The 17,555-nt window shown below is 56.6% G+C and carries 18 protein-coding genes; 7 read left to right on the forward strand and 11 right to left on the reverse strand.

Annotated elements, in window-relative coordinates:
- Positions 1 to 176: 176 nt before the first annotated feature.
- Positions 177 to 1,076 (forward strand): AraC family transcriptional regulator, encoded by a 900-nt coding sequence (locus tag K5E19_RS14565; protein WP_221551862.1) that lies wholly within the window; start codon positions 177 to 179, stop codon positions 1,074 to 1,076.
- Positions 1,077 to 1,121: 45 nt separating this feature from the next.
- Here K5E19_RS14565 and yghB read toward each other — a convergent pair whose 3' ends face one another.
- Together yghB and metC are read right to left on the reverse strand one after the other, a co-directional pair.
- Entirely contained in the window at positions 1,122 to 1,781 is a 660-nt protein-coding gene (gene yghB / locus K5E19_RS14570; protein WP_221551864.1) for a DedA family general envelope maintenance protein YghB, read from the reverse strand.
- A 142-nt stretch (positions 1,782 to 1,923) separates the two neighbouring features.
- Positions 1,924 to 3,111: a cystathionine beta-lyase gene (gene metC / locus K5E19_RS14575; RefSeq protein WP_221551865.1), complete on the reverse strand. Its 1,188-nt coding sequence runs from the start codon at positions 3,109 to 3,111 to the stop codon at positions 1,924 to 1,926.
- A gap of 251 nt (positions 3,112 to 3,362) precedes the next feature.
- Here metC and exbB point away from each other — a divergent pair, with 251 nt between their 5' ends.
- Positions 3,363 to 4,094 (forward strand): tol-pal system-associated acyl-CoA thioesterase, encoded by a 732-nt coding sequence (gene exbB / locus K5E19_RS14580; RefSeq protein ID WP_221551866.1) that lies wholly within the window; start codon positions 3,363 to 3,365, stop codon positions 4,092 to 4,094.
- Between the two features lie 4 nt (positions 4,095 to 4,098).
- Positions 4,099 to 4,524 carry a TonB system transport protein ExbD gene (gene exbD, locus K5E19_RS14585; protein WP_010435590.1) on the forward strand — a complete coding sequence of 142 codons (426 nt, stop codon included), beginning with the start codon at positions 4,099 to 4,101 and terminating at the stop codon, positions 4,522 to 4,524.
- A 46-nt stretch (positions 4,525 to 4,570) separates the two neighbouring features.
- Here the strand turns inward: exbD and K5E19_RS14590 are convergent, their stop codons facing one another.
- Both K5E19_RS14590 and K5E19_RS14595 read right to left on the reverse strand, forming a co-directional pair.
- A complete protein-coding gene (locus K5E19_RS14590) occupies positions 4,571 to 5,029 on the reverse strand; it encodes a cytoplasmic protein (RefSeq protein ID WP_221551867.1) in 459 nt (152 codons plus the stop codon).
- Positions 5,010 to 5,414: a hypothetical protein gene (locus K5E19_RS14595; RefSeq protein ID WP_126546263.1), complete on the reverse strand. Its 405-nt coding sequence runs from the start codon at positions 5,412 to 5,414 to the stop codon at positions 5,010 to 5,012. Before K5E19_RS14595 ends, K5E19_RS14590 begins: the two co-directional genes overlap by 20 nt.
- A 104-nt stretch (positions 5,415 to 5,518) precedes the next feature.
- On the opposite strand from K5E19_RS14595, the gene K5E19_RS14600 reads away from it, so the two are divergent.
- Positions 5,519 to 6,022, forward strand: coding sequence for an ESA_00282 family adhesion-associated protein (locus K5E19_RS14600; protein WP_221551868.1), 504 nt, complete (start codon positions 5,519 to 5,521; stop codon positions 6,020 to 6,022).
- Positions 6,023 to 6,103: 81 nt separating this feature from the next.
- Positions 6,104 to 6,592, forward strand: coding sequence for a TIGR00645 family protein (locus tag K5E19_RS14605; RefSeq protein ID WP_126546264.1), 489 nt, complete (start codon positions 6,104 to 6,106; stop codon positions 6,590 to 6,592).
- Between the two features lie 109 nt (positions 6,593 to 6,701).
- On the opposite strand, the gene K5E19_RS14610 is transcribed toward K5E19_RS14605, so the two are convergent.
- A complete protein-coding gene (locus K5E19_RS14610; protein WP_221551869.1) occupies positions 6,702 to 7,742 on the reverse strand; it encodes an aldo/keto reductase in 1,041 nt (346 codons plus the stop codon).
- 230 nt (positions 7,743 to 7,972) lie between these two features.
- Between K5E19_RS14610 and K5E19_RS14615 the strand changes: the two genes are divergently transcribed.
- The gene (locus K5E19_RS14615) at positions 7,973 to 9,517 is read left to right on the forward strand and encodes a methyl-accepting chemotaxis protein (RefSeq protein ID WP_221551870.1); all 1,545 of its coding nucleotides are present in this window, start codon (positions 7,973 to 7,975) and stop codon (positions 9,515 to 9,517) included.
- A gap of 37 nt (positions 9,518 to 9,554) precedes the next feature.
- On the opposite strand, the gene fucR is transcribed toward K5E19_RS14615, so the two are convergent.
- The 3 genes from fucR to yghU form a co-directional block, all read right to left on the reverse strand.
- Positions 9,555 to 10,271, reverse strand: coding sequence for an L-fucose operon activator (gene fucR / locus K5E19_RS14620; RefSeq protein ID WP_221551871.1), 717 nt, complete (start codon positions 10,269 to 10,271; stop codon positions 9,555 to 9,557).
- Between the two features lie 133 nt (positions 10,272 to 10,404).
- A complete protein-coding gene (locus K5E19_RS14625; protein WP_221551872.1) occupies positions 10,405 to 10,737 on the reverse strand; it encodes a YMGG-like glycine zipper-containing protein in 333 nt (110 codons plus the stop codon).
- Between the two features lie 160 nt (positions 10,738 to 10,897).
- A complete protein-coding gene (gene yghU, locus K5E19_RS14630) occupies positions 10,898 to 11,764 on the reverse strand; it encodes a glutathione-dependent disulfide-bond oxidoreductase (protein WP_221551873.1) in 867 nt (288 codons plus the stop codon).
- Positions 11,765 to 11,946: 182 nt separating this feature from the next.
- On the opposite strand from yghU, the gene gss reads away from it, so the two are divergent.
- On the forward strand, positions 11,947 to 13,809 hold the full coding sequence (gss, locus tag K5E19_RS14635) for a bifunctional glutathionylspermidine amidase/synthase (protein ID WP_221551874.1): 1,863 nt from the start codon (positions 11,947 to 11,949) through the stop codon (positions 13,807 to 13,809).
- Positions 13,810 to 13,861: 52 nt separating this feature from the next.
- Here the strand turns inward: gss and pgaD are convergent, their stop codons facing one another.
- The 3 genes from pgaD to pgaB are packed head-to-tail and all read right to left on the reverse strand — an operon-like array spanning position 13,862 to position 17,554.
- Complete coding sequence (pgaD, locus tag K5E19_RS14640) at positions 13,862 to 14,296, reverse strand: poly-beta-1,6-N-acetyl-D-glucosamine biosynthesis protein PgaD (RefSeq protein WP_221551875.1); 435 nt, start codon at positions 14,294 to 14,296, stop codon at positions 13,862 to 13,864.
- Positions 14,293 to 15,624 carry a poly-beta-1,6-N-acetyl-D-glucosamine synthase gene (pgaC, locus tag K5E19_RS14645; RefSeq protein ID WP_221551876.1) on the reverse strand — a complete coding sequence of 444 codons (1,332 nt, stop codon included), beginning with the start codon at positions 15,622 to 15,624 and terminating at the stop codon, positions 14,293 to 14,295. The genes pgaD and pgaC overlap by 4 nt, the downstream gene beginning before the upstream one ends.
- Entirely contained in the window at positions 15,617 to 17,554 is a 1,938-nt protein-coding gene (pgaB, locus tag K5E19_RS14650; protein WP_221551877.1) for a poly-beta-1,6-N-acetyl-D-glucosamine N-deacetylase PgaB, read from the reverse strand. The genes pgaC and pgaB overlap by 8 nt, the downstream gene beginning before the upstream one ends.
- Position 17,555: the final 1 nt, after the last annotated feature.

Genomic DNA, 17,555 nt, shown 5'->3' on the forward strand with positions numbered 1-17,555 from the left:
GTGAAAAACCGTGGTGGCGCAGAGGGCGACCTGATGCTGCACATTGTGGCCGCCCGGGGCTATCCTCTCAATGCACATTCCTGCCGATGTCTTGCCCATTTCTACAGAGCGCTGGAGAAAGCGCGGAAAACGACGCACACTGTTAACGTCGGAAACCGTACCCGGAGTAACGTAAAATGAACCGCGAAGCGATCTGCCATCAGCTTACTGGGCAGATTAAAAGACTGATTGATAAAGAAAATGGTATCAGCGAACTGCTGCCGGATATTCGCCTGCTCTACGGCACCCAGCCCGGGACGCGCACGCCGGTGATGTACCAGCCGGGCATCGTTTTTCTCTTTTCCGGCCATAAAATTGGCTATATCAACGAGCGCGTGTTCCGCTACGACACCAATGAATATCTGCTCCTGACAGTACCTTTACCCTTCGAATGTGAAACCTTCGCGACAGAGGCGGTTCCGCTGGCCGGTATTCGCGTCAACGTCGATATTCTTCAGTTGCAGGAGCTGCTGATGGAGATAGGTGAAGACGAGTTCTTCCGGCCTTCGATGGCGTCGAGCGGGATTAACTCGGCGACGCTGTCGGAGGAGATCCTCTGCGCCATTGAGCGTCTGCTGGACGTGATGGAGAGGCCGCTGGACGCGCGTATTCTGGGCAAGCAGATTATCCGCGAAATTATTTACCATGTGCTGCTGGGGCCGGGCGGCGGTGCGTTACTGGCGCTGGTGAGCCGACAGACCCACTTCAGTCTGATCAGCCGCGTGCTCAAGCGTATCGAAAGCCAGTACACGGAAAACCTCAGCGTCGACCAGCTGGCGGCGGAAGCGAACATGAGCGTCTCGGCGTTTCACCATAACTTCAAATCGGTGACCAGCACCTCGCCGCTGCAGTACCTCAAAACCTACCGGCTGCACAAGGCGCGGATGCTGATGATCCACGACGGCATGAAGGCCAGCGCGGCGGCAATGCGCGTCGGCTATGAAAGCGCGTCGCAGTTTAGTCGGGAGTTTAAGCGCTACTTCGGCGTTACGCCGGGGGAAGATGCGTCACGCATCCGAACGATGCAGGGAGCCTGAGGGGAAACGTAGACCGGGTAAGCGGTAGCGCCACCCGGCTTTTGTTTATGCACTGCAGTACTTCTTCTTAATCACTACCGCAATCGTCCCCACCAGCCCTGCGACCAGCAGGAACATCGGCAACACCATCAGGAAGGTCATCACCTGATCTTCATGCTGCTTCACAAAGGGGATCATATTCAGCGCGTAGCCGAGCGAGGTCACCACGCCGACCCACAGCAGGGCGCTCAGCCAGTTGAAGAACTGGAAGCGGCGGTTGGACAGGCCGGAAATGCCCGCCATCGTCGGCAGAAGGGTGCGAACAAATGCCAGGAAACGCCCGGCCAGCAGCGCCAGCAGGCCGTGCCGGTCAAACATGCAGGTCGCACGCTGATGATATTTATGCGGCAGCTGCGCCAGCCAGCCTTTTACGACGCGCGTGTTCCCAAGCCATCGGCCCTGCAAATAGCTCAGCCAGCAGCCCAGGCTGGCGGCTGACGTGAGGATCACCATCGTCGGCGTGAAGTCCATCACTCCCTTGCCGATTAACGCGCCTGCGAGCAGAAGCAGGCTGTCACCGGGGAGGAACGAGGCTGGCAGTAATCCATTTTCCAGAAACAGCGTCGCGAACATCACGAAGTAAACAATCCCCACGACGTGCGGATCCGCCAGCGCGGCAAAATCGTGTTGCCAGAGCGCCGCAATAATATCTTGAATAACAGCCATGGACTTTCCTGTGGAACAGCAGATATAACGCTATTGTACTCCCGAATTGGCCCGCTGGGGTTGATCGCGGACGCAACTCATGCAGACTTTTCTGCTTGCAGTGTTCACAAAAACGTCCAGGAGTACATTTTCAGCCTGCACTCTACACGATACGTTCAAACCCTGCTGCTAAATCGGCAATCAAATCGTCAACATTTTCTAAACCAATATGCAGTCGGATCAGGGTGCCGCTGAAGTCCACTTCGCCGCCGGGGCGCAGGGCCGCAATCTGTTCCGGCTGGTTAGGTAGGATCAAGGATTCAAAGCCGCCCCAGGAGTAGGCCATGCTGAAGAGGGTAAAATTATCCAGATAGCTCGCCAGCTCGTCGTTGTTCAGCCGCTTTTTCAGCACGAAGGAGAACAGGCCGCTGCTGCCCGTAAAGTCACGTTGCCAGAATTCGTGGCCTTTACTGCCCGGTAGCGCAGGGTGATTCACGCGCTCCACCTGCGGATGCTGCGCCAGCCACTCAGCGATTCTCAGGCTACTTTCATGGTGCTGACGCAGACGAACCCCCAGCGTGCGGATGCCCCGGCTGGTCATGTAGGCTGTGTCGGCGTCCACCATTTGCCCCATCAGATAGGCGTTTTCACGCAGTTGGTCCCAGCAGCGCGCGTTGGACACCGCCGTGCCAATCATGCCGTCCGAGTGCCCAATCAGGTATTTGGTCGCCGCCTGAATCGAGATATCAATGTCGAACTCCAGCGCCTTAAACAGCACGCCTGCCGCCCAGGTGTTGTCGATCATGATAATCGCCTCTGGCGCTTTGCTGCGCACGGCCTTCACGATAGCGGGCACGTCGTGCACTTCCATGGTGATGGAGCCCGGCGATTCCAGAAACACAATGCGCGTGTTTGGCTGAATAAGTTCGGCAATGCCTTCCCCGATCAGCGGGTCAAACCAGCCGGTGGTCACGCCGAGCTTGCTGAGGATTTTGGTGCAGAAATCCTGGCTTGGCTCGTAGGCGGTGTTGGTCATCAGGATATGATCGCCCTGTTCCACAAATGCCAGAATGGTGTTAGCCACCGCCGCCGCGCCGCAGGGGAACAGTGCACAGCCCGCACCGCCTTCCAGCTCGCACATGGCTTCCTGCAGAGAAAAATGGGTTAGCGTGCCGCGACGACCATAAAACAGTCCGCCTTTCGCGCGGTTGCGTGTGGCGATTTTTTTCTCCTCAACCGTATCAAACACCAGCGAGGAGGCGCGTTGAATCACGCTGTTTACCGATCCCTGGGTGTATTTCTTGCTGCGTCCTGCCTGCACCAGCGTGGTATCAAGATGCTTCTTTGTCATGTTCGCTAACCCTGTTTTTATACGTCTGGACGTCCAGACTACCACGATTGTAAAAATGTGCACCCGCATGCTTATCGAATAAGCAGAAAATATTATGAAAAATACGCATAAGAAATTTTTACTGCGTAAGCGCAAGGAATGTGAGCGAAAATTACGGCACTATGTAAATACTAATGAGAACTACTATCAATTCGACGACGTTTTGATATTATTACGCTCAGATTTTGTGAATTGCGTCCTGGAGATACAGAGTGGGTAATAATTTGATGCAGACGGATCTCTCCGTTTGGGGCATGTATCATCATGCTGACATCGTGGTTAAGATTGTGATGATCGGCCTGATTCTGGCGTCCGTTGTCACCTGGGCTATTTTCTTCAGCAAGAGCGCCGAGCTGCTTTCTCAGAAGCGCCGCCTCAAGCGCGAACAGCAGCAGCTGGCCGAAGCCCGCTCTCTGGATCAGGCTTCTGATATGACCTCATCCTTCCATGCGAAAAGCCTGACCAGCATGTTAGTTAATGAAGCACAGAACGAGCTGGAACTCTCCGCAGGCAGTGAAGATAACGAAGGCATTAAAGAACGTACCGGCTTCCGTCTGGAACGCCGCGTCGCTGCCGTTGGTCGTCATATGGGCCGCGGTAATGGTTATCTGGCGACCATCGGGGCGATTTCTCCATTCGTCGGCCTGTTCGGTACCGTCTGGGGCATCATGAACAGCTTCATCGGCATCGCGCAGACTCAAACGACTAACCTGGCGGTGGTTGCACCAGGCATCGCAGAAGCGCTGCTGGCAACGGCCATCGGTCTGGTTGCCGCTATCCCAGCGGTGGTTATCTATAACATCTTCGCGCGTATGATCGGCAGCTACAAAGCGACCCTCGGTGACGTAGCCGCGCAGGTTCTGCTGCTGCAAAGCCGCGATTTAGACCTCAACGCCAGCGCGGTTAAACCGGTGCACGCGGCCTCCAAACTGCGCGTAGGTTGATTGTATGGCGATGCGTCTAAACGAAAATCTGGACGATAACGGCGAAATGCATGAGATCAACGTGACGCCGTTTATCGACGTCATGCTGGTTCTGCTGATTATCTTTATGGTGGCTGCCCCCCTGGCGACGGTCGACGTGAAGGTGAATCTCCCGGCCTCGTCCAGCCAGCCGCAGCCGCGCCCGGAAAAGCCTATCTATCTGTCGGTGAAAGCGGATAAATCCATGTTCCTGGGTAACGACCCGGTAACGGATGCGTCAGTCATTCCGGCGCTGGACCAGCTTACCGGCGGCAAGAAAGACACCACCGTCTTCTTCCGTGCAGATAAGACCGTCGACTATGAAACCATGATGAGGGTAATGGACACGCTGCATCAGGCGGGGTACCTGAAGATTGGTCTGGTCGGCGAAGAAAAAGCGGCCGCGAAATAAAACGAAGAGCTGGCGAAAGTCAGCTTTTTTTTGCACTGCGCAAAGGCTAGCGTTTTGTTTCGGCAAGGGCGACGGCGTGCGCGTCTTCATTGAGCGCGACGTGGGTGACGTTTGAGGTGTGATAATCCCCCTCAGACAGCTTACGGGTCAGGCGCAGCGTTGCGGTCTCTCTCGCCAGCAGATACTGATAGTTGGCCTCCAGGCGTCCCAGAAGCTTTTCTTTCAGCTCCGGGCGCTGCTCGATGATGGCATTCATCACGGCACCGTAGATCTCTTCTTTCACCTGTAATGGATAAATTTCGCGGCGGTTCTGCCATTTCAGGCGCACGAGCGTGGCCGGGATCGATACCAAATCCTGGGTAATACGCGTCATCTCTTCATTTTTACTCTTTTTTAATGCCTCGAGATTTTGCTTTAAGATAAATTCATCGCTTTTTTTATCATCTAAAGTCAAATAGACATTATTATCATTAACTGATTTCACGTTAATCTTCCCCGAAGTCATAAAAAATAGGGGCGTTTTTTTCACGGGTAATTAAATTAAGCCAAATTTCATTACCCATTTCATTTATTTCTTTAGTCTTTTCAGCCATTATTTGACTGAGCTGCTGGGCGTCTATTTCACCTTCGGCTTGCAGGTCGTTCAGCAGATGCGCCAGGGCTTCAATTTTCACAGCGCGAAATAAACGGTCTTTAATATGGCGGTCATGCTCCTCCAGCAACATATTACGAGATTTGCCCGTTCGGGAAACACCAATTAATATGTCGGACTCGAAATCGGAGAGCTTTCTTTTTCCCTGAGTAAAATTAGCCTCTTTTTCTTCTTTCGTCGGTTGCTGTTCCACAGGCGTAATGTGGTACTTAGCCGGGACAAGACTGTCGGGCAGCATTTTTTAATTTCCTTTAATTTCAACAGGGTGGGGTTGGTAAAGGCGTGAGATTCGTTGACAATAACATGAGGCAATTTTAAAATCAAAAAAAATGGAGCCTACCCATGAACAGCATTTTCTTTACGGTCATCACATTACTATTACTGACCGCTGGCGTGCTTTTATTGATGCAAGAGTTCAATAAAACGAAAGTGTCGCAAGACGCCAGTGAACCGCCGCAGCCTGAGTTGATGACAAAAGAGGAAGGAGAAGATCATTTCTCTGTATTGATGAACTCGGTGACGCCGGTTTGGTACTGGCGGGTGAACCATGAATATATCGACTTTTTGCACGCGACAATTAAGCGGATGAAAATGTCAGAAATTAATGACACGCCGGGATTATTTGAGGCCCAGCGCCGCTGCAGCGACCTGAATTCCGCGGTCTATAAATATTATGACAATATCAAAAAGCGTTGTCTTAATGGCGAGAAAGTCTCGTATTCCGACCTGGACGTATTAAACCTGCGCCAGTGTTTTCGCGAGTTCAGTCTGGAAGCCTACCCGGAGCTGGTGGTATTGGTCTGGCCGGAGTACGCGCATCCGGAGGTTAACCCGGAAGAGGTGTAAGCGTGGCGTTGGTTAGTTGTTGCAAACAGTGAGCATCGTTGAGATATACTGCCCGCTGGTTTCGTTTGCAGACAGGACTCTATGGAACGCTTTTTTGAAAACGCAATGTACGCCTCTCGCTGGCTACTGGCACCCGTCTATTTTGGCCTTTCCCTGGCACTGGTCGCGCTGAGCATAAAGTTCTTCCAGGAAATTTTTCACGTCTTGCCAAACATCTTCTCCATCGCCGAAGCGGACCTGATTCTGGTACTGCTGTCGCTGGTGGACATGACGCTGGTGGGCGGGCTGCTGGTGATGGTGATGTTCTCTGGCTATGAGAACTTCGTTTCCCAGCTCGATATCGCCGAGCACAAAGAGAAGCTCAACTGGCTGGGCAAAATGGATGCCTCGTCGCTGAAGAATAAAGTGGCCGCGTCGATTGTGGCGATCTCCTCTATTCATCTGTTGCGCGTGTTTATGGACGCGAAGAACGTTCCGGATAACAAACTGATGTGGTATGTGATCATCCACCTGACGTTCGTGCTTTCTGCGTTTGTGATGGGGTATCTGGATAAGATCAGTAAGAAATAAAGTAGACCTTACCCCTCACCCTGCCCTCTCCCCAGAGGGGAGAGGGTGTTCAAGTTCCCTCTCCCCTCTGGGGAGAGGGTAGGGTGAGGGGCGTGGGCATCAGACCGCGCTATTTATCCGACGACGCCTGCCACAAATTCAACTCCCCATCCGCCACGTGCTGGTCAATCTGCTTGAGTTCGTCCTCAGTAAAGCGCAGGTTTTCCAGCGCCTGAACGTTCTCTTCCAGCTGCTCCGGACGGCTCGCACCTATCAGCACCGACGTCACGCGTTCATCTTTCAGCAGCCAGCTCAGCGCCATCTGCGCCATGGTTTGCCCGCGCGCATGCGCCATGTCATTCAGCAGGTGCAGGCTATTAAGGTTGGCTTCGGTCAGCATTTTCTGCGTCAGGCCGCGCGCCTTATTGCCTTCGCGCTGCATGCGTGAACCTTCAGGAATGCCGTTCAGGTACTTTCCGGTCAGCAGACCCTGCGCCAGCGGGGTGAAGGCGATACAGCCCGTCCCGTTTGCTTCAAGCGCATCCAGCAAACCGGTCTTATCGACCCAGCGGTTAAGCAGGTTGTAAGACGGCTGGTGGATCAGCAGCGGAATTTTCCACTCGCGCAGCAGCTCGGCCATTTTCTGCGTACGCTCGGTTGAGTAGGAGGAGATGCCCACATACAGCGCTTTCCCACTCTGCACGGCGTGCGCCAGCGCTGAGGCCGTCTCTTCCATTGGCGTGTTTTCATCCACACGGTGGGAATAGAAAATATCCACATACTCCACACCCATGCGCTTCAGGCTCTGGTCGAGGCTGGCGAGCAGATATTTACGCGAACCGCCGGAACCATACGGCCCCGGCCACATGTCGTAGCCCGCTTTGGTGGAGATAATCAGCTCGTCGCGATACGCGCCAAAATCTTCGCGCAGGATGCGGCCAAAATTCTCCTCAGCGCTACCCGGCGGCGGCCCGTAGTTATTGGCGAGATCGAAATGGGTGATGCCGAGGTCGAAAGCTTTACGCAACAGCGCCCGCTGGGATTCCAGCGGCTGGACGTGACCGAAGCTATGCCACAGTCCCAGTGACAGCGCGGGCAGACGCAGGCCGCTTTTCCCGCAGTAGCGGTACTGCATATTCTCATAGCGGCCGGTGTAAGGGTGCCAGGACATGATGTCTCCTTTCTTATCGATGAATTTTCGAAACAGCGTTTTCATTCTGAACTTATCACATCACCCATTCCATCACTAAGCGTGGACATAATGGTTAACGGCAGCTGTGTGACCAGTGAAGCCACACTAATTAAAAATAATCACAAAAGGTTATAATTTCCGCGCTCCCTGCCGATAACGAGAGTAGTACTCGCCTCTGGGCGAACTCACCCTCTCGGCAAGGAAGACTTATGAATATGCTCCGTAATTTCACGATCCGCTTCGTCATGCTGACGATTCTTGGGATCTTTTGTTTAATGTGGGCGGGGGTTGGGCTATACAGCACCTGGTCACTGTCTCGCGTTTCTGATGGTAATGAAGTGGATCGGCAGCTGGTCAAACAGATGACGGTACTCAGCCAGGGCAACGATCAGTATTTCCGTTTCGTCACCCGCTTGAGCCGCGCAATGGAGGTCAAAGCCGCAGGCGGCACGCCGGACCTGGCTTCTGCCCAACAGGCGCTAAATAACATGAGTAAGAAGCTGGCCGAAATGAAGGCCATCTCCCCCGGCCCGATGGACGAACAGGTGTCTGCTCAGGTCATTAGCAGCTGGCAGGCGCTGCTCGATCGGGGCGTAACCCCGCAGATGCAGCAGGCGAAGCAGTCGCTGGACGGCTATCGCCAGCAGGCCAACAACGTCACGCCACCGCTGAGCCGCGCGTTCGGTGCCGCGGCGGAGAACTTTAACAACGCCGCCGCGAAGTCACTCGACAGCACCCGCGTGGTGGTGGACGGCCTGACCAGCATGACCCGCACGGTGATTATCGTCGCCACGATTATTGGCCTGCTGATCCTGCTCTTCACCGACCGCTATCTGGTGGCGATGCTGGTGAAACCGCTGGCGCGTATTCGCCAGCAGTTCCGCCAGATTGCCCAGGGCGATCTCAGCCAGCCGATTGAGCCGTTTGGCCGCAACTGCGTGGGACAGCTGGTTCCCTTACTGAGCGCCATGCAGGACAGCCTGCGTGAAGCGGTCAGCACGATTCGCTCCGGCAGCGAAAACATCTGGCGCGGCGCGACGGAGATCTCCAGCGGGAACAACGATCTCTCGTCCCGCACGGAAGAGCAGGCCGCCGCGCTGGAAGAGACCGCCGCGAGTATGGAGCAGCTTACGGCGACGGTAAAACTGAACGCCGAAAGCGCACGTCAGGCCAGCGAGCTGGCGGACGTGGCCTCGACCACCGCGAGCCGTGGCGGTTCGCTGGTGGAAGACGTGGTTACCACCATGAGCGGTATTTCTGACAGTTCGAAGAAGATCGCGGAAATCACCACCGTGATTAACAGCATTGCATTCCAGACCAATATCCTGGCGCTCAACGCAGCCGTCGAGGCGGCGCGCGCAGGGGAACAGGGTCGAGGCTTTGCCGTGGTTGCGGGAGAGGTGCGTAATCTGGCCAGCCGCAGCGCCAACGCCGCAAAAGAGATTGAAGGGCTGATCGCTGACTCCGTTTCCCGCGTAGAGCAGGGCGCGCGGCTGGTGAACGACACCGGCACGACCATGGAGGCCATTCTGCGCGACGTGACGGAAGTGACGACCATCATGAAGCAAATTGCGTCTGCGTCAGAAGAGCAAAGCAAGGGCATTTCTCAGGTGGGCATCGCTATCACCCAGATGGATGGCGTCACCCAACAGAACGCCTCGCTGGTGGAGCAGGTCTCTGCCGCTGCCGCTGCCCTGGAGCGCCAGACCGAAGAGCTTCAGCGCTCGGTGCAAAAATTCCGCCTCACCGCATAACCTTATCGGGTCAGGTCGCCTGTTGCGGCCTGACCCTTTATCCCCCTGAAAGACGATCCCGCTGAATCACCTGCGTCACCTGTGACAGCTGGCCTATCCTCACCTCACTTGACCGCTGGAATTTGCTTTTATCAATCAGCAGCAGCGACTGGCCTGCGCGGCTTAAGAGCAGCGATTTAAAGGCCGCGTTATGCTCCACCGGATCCCACAGCGTGCCCTGTTCATCAACGCCTTCGCAGGAGAAGATAAACAGGTCTATCTCCAGCCCTTTCAACTGCGTAAGCAGCGCCGGATTGACGTAGCAGCGGTATTTGCGCTCAAGCGTGCCGCCGGAGCAGATAAGCGTGATTCGCTCGCGTTTTGCCATCTCATGACAGATCGGCAGGCTATTGGTAAACACGGTGAGTTCGATATCCGGGAGCTGGCGCGCCAGGTGAAAGCAGGTCGAACTGGCATCGAGGGCGATGGTCATCCCTTCGCTGATCCAGTCCAGCGCGTGACGGGCGATATCGACTTTATCGGCGTAATGGCTTTTTAAGCGCGCGCCAAACGGCTCTCCGCTGTCGCGGCTGTTCGGGTGGATAAGCCGCGCGCGGCCATGCTGGCGCAGGATCTTGCCCTGATGCTGAAGGGCATTCAGATCGCGGCGGATCGTCTCCTTGCTGACGGCGAGTGTTTCTGCCAGTGCGTCAGTGGTTAGCCAGTCGCAGCAGCCCAGCAGTTCAAGAATGTTCTGCTGTCGGGTCAGCTTCATGCGTCAGCCCATTCTGATAGAAATAAAAATGATTCTTGCTAGTTTATCGGGACTTGTAAATATGCCGTTGAAAAACGAGAGGATATAAAGCGAGAGAACGCCGGGCAAGCACCGTAGCGCCCGGCGTAAATTATCAGTGTGTCGCTTCACCAATCAGCGCGCCAGTGCCTGCGCCAACGGCTGCACCTTTCAGAACGCTATTGCCCGTCACTGCTGCGGTACCCGCGCCAACGACTGCGCCCACGGCACCGCCCTTACGCGCATCTTTGCCTTTTTCGCCGTTTTTAAACATGGCTCCCGTACCCGCACCAACGACCGCGCCGCCTACTGTGGATTTCAGGTCTTTGCCCGTGGCTGCGCCAATCGCCGCACCGGCAACGGCGCCAGCGGCAGTTTTGTCCATCGCCATACCCGAGGTAGAAATAATGAGGGTGCTGATAACCAGCGCTGTTTTGATGAATTTCATAACAGATCCTTTGTAATAGCTGTTGGTTGATACTTCGCTTCTCACAGCCAGACGTGAGAAAAGAGGGCGAATAGTGCCAGTAATACCGGCTCAACCTTTAAGCTAATCATGCCCTGGGGAAGGATCGTTGTTACCGGGCGGTGGCCCGCCCGGCAGAGCGTCAGGCCTGACGCTTATCTTCCGTATTGGTCTCGAAGTCGCTCGCCGCGTGGCGTTCGTGGAGCTGCTCGTTCAGCTCGCCGCTGGTGCGGTTAACGATGCGTCCGCGCTTAACGGCTTGGCGATTCGCCACGTCTTTCGCCCAGCGCTGCACGTGAGTGTACTTCTCTGCGTCGAGGAACTCGGCGGCGTTATAGACGCTACCCAGCGCCACGCAGCCGAACCATGGCCAGATGGCGATATCCGCGATGGTGTACTCTTCACCCGCCACGTAGCGACCGCGCGCCAGCTGTTTATCCAGCACGTCGAACAGGCGTTTGGCTTCCATGGTGAAGCGGTCAATCGCGTACTCAATCTTCACCGGGGCATAGTTATAGAAGTGACCAAAGCCGCCGCCGAGGAACGGTGCCGCGCCCTGCAGCCAGAACAGCCAGTTCAACGTCTCGGTGCGTCCCGCCGGATCTTTCGGCAGGAAGTGACCGAATTTCTCTGCCAGGTAGAGCAGGATATTGCCGGATTCAAAGACGCGCGTTGGCGGGGTCGTGGAGTGGTCACGCAGCGCCGGGATTTTCGAGTTCGGGTTCACCTCAACGAACCCGCTGGAGAACTGGTCGCCCTCGCCGATGCGAATTAACCAGGCGTCGTATTCCGCGCCCGTCACGCCCAGCGCCAGCAGCTCTTCGAGCATGATGGTCACTTTCTGGCCGTTTGGTGTTCCCAGAGAGTAGAGCTGCAGCGGGTGGGAGCCCACGGGCAGTTCTTTCTCATGCGTTGCGCCGGAAATTGGACGGTTGATGTTGGCGAACGCGCCGCCGCCGTTCTTATTCCATTCCCACACTTTCGGTGGCTGATACGTGTTGTCTGACATGTTGACCTGCCTTTTGAGTGATGTGTTGAGGGAGTTTAGCAGGAGATGAATCGACCGTTTAACGATGTGAGCGCAATGGTCAGGGGAGGTGTATGATAAATTTCCCTCTGTCAGGTTAATTACAACGTGCAGACGACGACAACCCATAAAATATTGCCGCCTGCCTGTTTTAGGTTGGATACATGCGTAAAGGAAAGTTAAGCAGTGATGCGCCATTCGGGACGTTGTTAGGCTATGCGCCCGGTGGCGTGGCGATTTACTCTTCAAATTACGGCAGTCTGGACCCGCGCAGCTACCCGCAAGATGCGGATTTCCGCAGCTATATCGGCAACGAATACATGGGCCACAAGTGGCAGTGCGTTGAGTTTGCCCGCCGTTTCCTGTTTCTCAACTATGGCTTCGTGTTTACCGACGTCGGCATGGCGTGGGAAATCTTCTCCCTGCGCTTTTTGCGCCAGGTGGTGAACGATAACATTCTACCCCTTCAGGCCTTTGCCAACGGTTCAAAACGCGCGCCGCGCGCCGGGGCGCTGCTGATCTGGCAAAAGGGCGGCGAGTTTCACGAGACCGGCCACGTGGCGGTGATCACCCAGCTTCTGGACGATAAGGTGCGAATTGCGGAGCAGAACGTGATTCACTCCCCGCTGCCGCTCGGTCAGCAGTGGACGCGCGAGCTGCGTCTGAGCGTGGAGAACGGGAGTTACACGATCCATGACACCTTCAACGACACGGAGATCCTCGGCTGGATGATCCAGACCGACGACACGGAACACAGCATTCCCCAGCCGGAAATCGACGGCGAACTGCTGAAAATCAGCGGCGCGCGGCTGAAAAACAAACGTCAGTTCGACGGAAAATGGCTTAACGAAAATGACGCGCTGCAGCAGGCGTATATCCGCGCCAACGGCCATGTGATCAACAAAGATCCCTGCCAGTACTTCACCATTACCGAAAGCGCCGAGCAGGAGCTGATCAAGGCCACCAACGAACTGCACCTGATGTACCTGCACGCCACCGACAAGGTGCTGAAAGACGACAGCCTGCTGGCGCTTTTCGACATCCCGAAAATCCTCTGGCCGCGCCTGCGCCTCTCCTGGCAGTGGCGTCGCCACCATATGATCACCGGTCGTATGGATTTCTGCATGGATGAGCGCGGGATTAAGGTCTACGAGTACAACGCCGACTCCGCGTCCTGCCATACCGAGGGCGGGCTGATTCTCGAAGAGTGGGTGAAAAACGGCTATCGCGGCAACGGGCACAACCCGGCGGAAGGGCTGCTGGAAGAGCTGACCGGCGCCTGGAAGCACAGCCACGCGCGGCCGTTCGTCCACATCATGCAGGACAACGATGTCGAAGAGGACTATCACGCGCTCTTTATTCAGCGTTCGCTGATGCAGGCCGGGTTTGAAACCAAAATCCTGCACGGGCTGGGGGCGCTCAGTTGGGATACCGCCGGACAGCTGATTGACGACGAAGGGCGCCACGTCAACTGCGTGTGGAAAACCTGGGCGTGGGAAACGGCGATAGAGCAGATCCGCGAGGTCAGCGAAACCGAGTACGCCGCCGTGCCGATCCGCACCGGACATCCCGAGGGCGAGGTGCGCCTGATTGACGTCCTGCTGCGCCCGGAAGTGCTGGTCTTCGAACCGCTGTGGACGGTGATCCCCGGCAACAAGGCTATCCTGCCAGTGCTCTGGCAGCTGTTCCCGAACCACCGCTACCTGCTCGACACCGATTTTGAGGTTAACGAACTGCTGAAGCAGACCGGATATGCCGTTAAGCCGATTGCCGGCCGCTGCGGCAGCAATATCGATCTCATCAGCGCCCAGGACGAACTGCTGGATAAATCCAGCGGCAAGTTTGTCGACCGCAAGAATATCTACCAGCAGCTGTGGTGCCTGCCGAAGGTGGACGGCAAGTACATACAGGTCTGCACCTTCACCGTGGGCGGGAACTACGGCGGAACCTGCCTGCGCGGCGATGACTCGCTGGTGGTGAAGAAAGAGAGCGATATCGAGCCGCTGATTGTGGTGAAAGATAAGTAGTTCACATCCGCGATGAAATAGCCCCCGCAGGGCATCCTGCGGGGGCTTTTTGTTACTGTTCTTCCTCTTCCAGCTGCTCGTTGATCTTCAGATCGATGATGCGGCCAATCTGATCGTGATACACCGTCAGCAGGTTGTACTGGCTCATCTCGGAGATGATCTGCGGTGAGACATTAAAGCTACGGGCCAGCTCCTCCTGGTGAAAATAGCCCGGCTGACGCCGCCTCACGTGGGCGCGGCGGCGGTTGTACTGATACCACAAAATCAGCAGCCAGCCGTTGAGCGCGGCGAACAGTAAATAGATCAACACCGTATTAAAGGACGCGATAATCACGCCCCAGCGGTGGTCACTCTCATCGGTTAGCTGCATCCACAGCCTGGCATACAGGAAAAACAGAAATCCTCCCCACGCCACCAGCGTTAACGCGGCATCAAACAGACGCGGCAATAGCCTATGCTCGGTCAAAATTAAGGTATTTTCGTTCATTGAATACTCCCTTTTCCCCGGTCCGGACTGATCCAGCGCGCGCGGGCGCGCTGACGTTTAAGCATGACTTTTGGAAATGCGACGAGGGTGGTGAACAGGCCAATCATCCAGTACACCATCGGGAACCAGATCACCCAGAAAAGCGAACCGCCCACTTTTCGTTCATAGCGCCGCTCGATGAACAAGCTGACCAGGAACTGCAGCAGGCACATCACGCCCAGCAACAGCCCGGTAAACTCTGGTGGAAAAAGGCTCTCCACGGTCAGCCTGGCAGGAACAGGCGCAACCTGGCTGAGGAGGAACAGCAGCACCGTCATCGCGTACGCGAAGGCCCACAGCGTTGACAGCGCGTACTCCATAAACAGGGGCCACATGCGGTGATGCTCCCAGCGCACAATCCTGCGCAGGTTGACCAGAAACACCTCCGCGCCGCCCTGGGCCCAGCGCAGACGCTGTTTCCACAGGCCCTTCAGCGTCTCCGGCATCAGGATCCAGCACAGCGCCCGCGGCTCAAAAAAGATATCCCAGTGGCGCAGCTGGAGCTTCCAGCTGATGTCGATGTCTTCAGTGATCATGTCCGGGCTCCAGTACCCGACGTCCGCCAGCGCCTGTCGACGAAAGGCGGCGATGACGCCGGAGACGGTAAAGACCCGGCCATAGATCCGCTGCGTCCGCTTGATGAGCCCAATGATGGAGGAGAACTCGCCCACCTGAATGCGGCCAATCAGCGTGGAGCGCGTGCGAATGCGCGGGTTCCCGGTCACCGCGCCGACGTGGGGGTACTGAATCAGCGGGGCCACCAGATACGCGGCGGTATCGCGATCGAGCAGGGCGTCGCCGTCAATGCAGACCAGCAGATCGCCCCGGGCCGCCGCTGCCCCGGCCTTGAGCGCCAGCGCTTTCCCCTGGTTCTCCGCGAGGTTAATCACCCGCAGGCGCGGCTGTTCCTGCGCCAGCGCCTGCAATACCTCCGCGGTGTTGTCAGACGAGCCGTCGTTGATGGCGATAACTTCTATATTTTCATACCGCTGATCCAGCGCGGCGCTGATGGTCTCCCGGGCATTTCGTCCCTCGTTGAAGCAGGGGATAAGAATGGAGATGAGCGGCTCACCCGCGAGCGTCGGGGCGGGCGTGTCTTTATCCCACGACCAGTGGCGTTCAAGCTGATACCAGAAATAGAGGCCGCCGGTTATCCAGAGCACCGACATGAACAGCGGCCAGAAGAACACAAAATCCAGAATCAGTTCGCCGGTAAAGAGGGCGGCCACGCCTAACGGCAACCCGAATACCAGACATAAAATAGAGAATGCGATAATGCGATCAGTCATTGTCAGGGTACCAGTACGAAGAGAATTCAGGCCTGATGCGGGAGATATCAGGTTGGTTGTTGAGGAAGTCGTCGGGGTAGTAACCGTAGTTTTTGACGCCGTTCAACTGGAGCACGCGCATCCACTGCGCAAGCTGGCTATCGGCAACGGCGCGCTGCGGTTTCTGCTCCCAGTCCCTGGCCTGCAGTTCGAAAATCGTTTTATCGAGCGCGCCGGGGCGCGCGGCGACCGCGTTAACCAGACGCGTCAGCCAGGCATCGCTCCCGTCTGCCGGAACGGACTCCATCAGCGGCATGGCCATTGGCACCGTCCAGTCATACTCCGCCAGAAAATCATCAAGATTCTGCGCGAACCACGCTTCGCTTTCGGGCTGCAGAATGGGTAAGGCGAACATGTTGCGGGCGGTTTTTATCTGCGGGCCACGGATGTTTTTCACCGCCTGGCTCAGGGCGTGGGTAAACCCGATAAGCGTCTGGCTCTTCTGGCGAGTCGTGTCCTGTCCGGCATCGTCCACGTCCGTCAGCACCGCGTCGTCATGGAACAAAATCCCGTTGAAGCTGGCATAGCGGGCCAGATCTTCATAGATGTCCGTCACCTGCTGGCGCACCTGCGGGTCCCACGGGGAGAGGCGGATATAGGGTTCGGTGGCTTCGCGCAGCTGGCCGGTTTGCCGATCCCGGCGCTGCACGCGCGGCAGGGAAGGATCGAGATCGAACGAGAGCACCGGCATCCACGCGAAGACTTTTACCCCCGCGCGGGTTTGCAACTGCCAGGCGACAAAATTAAAGAGATCGGCCCGGACCGGCAGCCGACGGTTGGGGAAATAGAGCGATTTGATCCTGCCGTCGCCCTGCGGGTCGGCAAACGCCTGCAGGAAAACATGGCTGATCTTCATGTCGTAGACCCGCTGGATCAGCCTGTTGACGTTTTGGGTCTGCTGGGCCGGATCGGGATCGTAAACGTAGTCGAGATCGACGTGCATGACGCGCACGGGATCGTGCTCCTGAACCTGGCTTACCGTACTGGCAAACGCCTTGAGGGAGGGATTTCCGGCGATCAGCAGGCGGGGGATGTTGCCCAGATCCTGGACATTCCCCAGCCCGTCCTCAAGGGTAAAGGCTAGCTGATAACCCTGCTGTCTGGCGATAGCGAGCGACGTACCGCTGGCGGCGCCGTAGGGCCAGACCCAGGCGCGCGGCGCTTTGCCCGTCACCTGCGTGATTTTTTCAGTCACTTTTCGAACGTCATCGCCGATCCGCTGGCTGAACTGCTGGTCGGTTTCATAGCGGCCCGTGGCTTTGTCATAAAAGCGGTTGGCGATCGCCGGTTCCCGGCTGCCCTGCGGGTTGGCCGGAATGCCGTAATGCGAGGCCCAGGTATGCGATCCAATCTCAATCAGCGGAGACTGGCTTAGCTCGCGCACCATGTCCCACGTCGCGAAGCGATCGCGGGGCGTCATCAGGCCGCCAAAATTCACCTTTTGATTCGCTGGCGTATCGACCCAACTGCCTACCGGCGCCCAGAGTGCAGGCACGTTCCACGCCTGAAGCAGCGGCCAGACGCGGGTATAAAAGCTGCTGTAGCCGTCGTCAAAGCTGAGCAGAACGGCTTTCGGCGGCAGCGTTTTTTTCCCGTCATGGGCATCGAGAATGTCCTGAACGCTGATGGCGTGAAAGCCGTTGTGCACAAGCCAGCTTATCTGCTCGTTTAACGCGCTGGTGCGAACGGAGAGGTAGCGTTGATCGGCGGCATCGTCTTCGACGTCGTGGTAGGCCAGGACCAGAAACTGGTTCTCCGGCCAGGGTTTACTTGCCTCCAGCTGCGGCCGCGCTTTGGGCGCAATGAACGAGATCGCCTGCGCGCAGACACTCGCGCTGAGGCAGAGCCAGCCGAGGAGTATCAGGCTCACGGAAAAACGTGTGTTCAGCATT

Source organism: Enterobacter sp. RIT637 (assembly GCF_019718755.1).
Taxonomy (GTDB): domain Bacteria; phylum Pseudomonadota; class Gammaproteobacteria; order Enterobacterales; family Enterobacteriaceae; genus Enterobacter.